The sequence below is a fragment of the Plasticicumulans sp. genome, from assembly GCF_035331805.1.
Classification (GTDB): Bacteria; Pseudomonadota; Gammaproteobacteria; order Competibacterales; family Competibacteraceae; genus Plasticicumulans.
In genome coordinates this window covers 1-2,686 of sequence record NZ_DAOLKE010000432.1, presented here as the reverse complement: position 1 = coordinate 2,686, position 2,686 = coordinate 1, and the positions used below count along the sequence as shown (strand labels likewise).

2 protein-coding genes and 1 pseudogene are annotated in these 2,686 nt (G+C 73.0%); 1 reads left to right on the top strand and 2 read right to left on the bottom strand.

Annotation, left to right across the window (positions count from 1 at the left end; translation table 11 throughout):
* On the bottom strand, positions 1 to 1,821 hold a 1,821-nt coding region (locus PKE44_RS17990; protein ID WP_324554002.1), incomplete at its 3' end, for a monovalent cation:proton antiporter-2 (CPA2) family protein.
* Between the two features lie 75 nt (positions 1,822 to 1,896).
* Positions 1,897 to 2,214, bottom strand: a complete 318-nt coding sequence (locus PKE44_RS17985; protein WP_324554000.1) for a hypothetical protein — start codon at positions 2,212 to 2,214, stop codon at positions 1,897 to 1,899.
* A gap of 203 nt (positions 2,215 to 2,417) precedes the next feature.
* Between PKE44_RS17985 and PKE44_RS17980 the strand changes: the two are divergent.
* A pseudogene (locus PKE44_RS17980) lies at positions 2,418 to 2,686 on the top strand (hypothetical protein); the annotation flags it as partial.

Below are 2,686 nucleotides of genomic sequence, written 5' to 3'. Positions count from 1 at the left end.
CGGTGCGATGCGCGGCAGCGGCGGCGCACCAGCCGCCGGCGGCTGCGTGGCCGGCGTGTGCCGGCGCTCGCGGAAGACCTCTTCCATCTCCGCGATGATCGCGCGCGCGGTGTCGAGCATGCGTGCCTCGTCGTGATGCACGGCGCGCAGCCGGTCGAGGTTGCGCTGGTCGTGCGCGCGAAAGTGCAGCACGTCGGTGTGTGCCTGCCCGGCCGGCACGCCGAGCGCGACCGCGACGTGCTCGCTCATCTCCAGCGCCGACAGGTAGGTGTCGCTGGTGACGACGCCGACGCCGAGCTCCATCAGCGCCAGCGTGTGGCGCACGTCGCAGGCGCGCGAGATCGTGCGCAGCCTCGGGAAGTGATGACGCACCGTGCGCGCGATGCGCAGCGAGGTCTCGCCGTCATCGACCGCGATCACCAGCACGTGCGCGTCGCCGGCCGAGGCCGCGCGCAGCAGCTCGATGCGCGAGGCATCGCCGAAGTGCACGGTCTGGCCGAGGGCGCGGCCGAGCTCGATGCGCTTGAGATCGGTCTCCAGCACCGTGCAGGGGATGCCGTGCACGCGCAGGTAGCGGGCGACGGTCTGGCCGAAGGGGCCGTAGCCGGCGATCAGCACCGGTGCCGCGGCGATCGGCTCGGCCTGCGCCGGGGAGCGCCGGCGCCGGCGCTCGGCGAGCCGCTCGGCGAGGCTGTCGGTGAGGCGCACCAGCATCGGGCTCGCCGCCATCGACAGCGTCACGGCGAGGTTCAGCTCGTCCTGCTGGCGCGTGGTCAGCAGCGCCAGATCGCGCGCGACCGCAAACAGCACGAACGCGAACTCGCCGCCCTGCGCGAGCAGCACCGCGACCTTGCAGGCCGGGCGCGGCGCGGTGCCGAACAGCCGGGCGATCAGGAACAGCAGCAGCGCCTTCACCGCGATCAGCGCCGCGGTCAGCGCCAGCAGCACGCCGGGTTCCTTGGTCAGCAGGCCGAGGTTCGCCGACAGCCCGACGGCGACGAAGAACAGCCCGAGCAGCAGGCCCTTGAACGGCTCGATGTTGGCTTCGAGCTCGTGGCGGAACTCGGAATCCGACAGCAGCATGCCGACCAGGAAGGCCCCGAGCGACATGCTCAGGCCGATGTGCGTGAAGCCGAGCGCGGTCGCCGCGACCACGAGCAGCGCCGCAGCCGTGGCGATCTCGTGCGAATGCGCGGCGGCGACCAGCCGGAACAGCCGCGGCAGCAGGTAGCGCCCGGCGAGCACGACGCCGGCGATCGCCAGCCCCGCGACCAGCGCCTTCTGCAGGTCCTCGCCGGGTTCGAAGCGCTCGCTCGGCGCGAACAGCGGCAGGATCGCCAGCATCGGGATCACCGCCACGTCCTGCATCAGCAGCACTGCGAAGGCGTCGCGGCCGTGGCGCGCGGTCAGCTCGCCGCGCTCGCCGAGCAGCTGCAGCACGAAGGCGGTCGAGGACAGCGACAGCCCGAAGCCGATCACGAAGGCCGTGCCCGGATGCCAGCCGAGCCACTGCATCACCGCCATCACCGCGCCGCCGGTCAGCAGCACCTGCAGGCCGCCGAGCCCGAACACCGGCCGGCGCAGCGCCCACAGCCGCGAGGGCTGCAGTTCGAGGCCGACGATGAACAGCAGCAGCACGACGCCGAGTTCGCCGACGTGCAGGATTTCCTCGTGCTCGCGGATCAGCGCCAGCCCCCACGGCCCGATCAGCACGCCGGCGAGCAGATAGCCGATCACGGCCCCGAGCCCGAGCCGCTTCGCGAGCGGCACGGCCAGCACCGCGGCGGCGAGGATGACGACGATTTTCGCGAGATCGGACACGATGGCGGTTGCGGCGGCAGGACGGCGGGAATGCGTGCCCGACAGTGTGCCTGAGCCAGATGACGGCGCGCCGCGTCAGTCCGCCGGGTCGATCAGGCCGGTCAGCCAGTCCTCCAGCGCCGCGGCCTTGTCGGCAACCGGCGCGCTGGCGGCGAGGATGGTCTTCGGCGCCTCGAAGGCGCTCGCGAAATCCTCGCCGGTCAGCCACGCGCAGGCCGCGTAGACGAAGCCGGTGTCGGCATCGGCAAAGCCGTGCAGCGCGGCGTGGCGCAGCACCGGGCGCAGGAAGGCGTGCAGTTCGGCATCGGACTGCTCGCTCGCGTCCTCGAACTCGGCGCGCAGCCGCGCGGCGACCTCGGGCAGCAGCGCCTCGACGGCGGCGAAATCGAGCATGGCGGCATCTCCGCGGCTTCGGGAACGGAGGCGGCACGGTAGCCGCGCGCCCGGCTGCGGTCCACCGCCGGCCATGCCAGCCGGAACTTCCGCCCGGGCGTGCGGCTCTGTCGGGATGTGCCGGGCCCGTCCCGGACAGCTCACGCCGCTGTGACACGGGGCCCCGAGCGGCGACAACGAACCCGAACCCCGGAGCTTCGATCATGAACCGACCTGCCACGCGTTCCGTCCATCTCGCCGGCAGTGCCGCGCTCGCGGTGCTGCTGATTGCCGGCGGTCTGGCCGCGCCGCGCGCGCACGCCGATCCGCGTCCGCACACGGTGATCACCGAGGAAGTCCGTCAGGAAGTCACGGTCAGCCGCCACTCGGTCGGCCCGGCCACCACCCCGCCACCAGCGCCGACCGTCACCGAAATGACCCCCCCCGCCGCCGCCCGGCGCTGTGGTCGCCGCCGACGTGCCGCCGCCGCCGC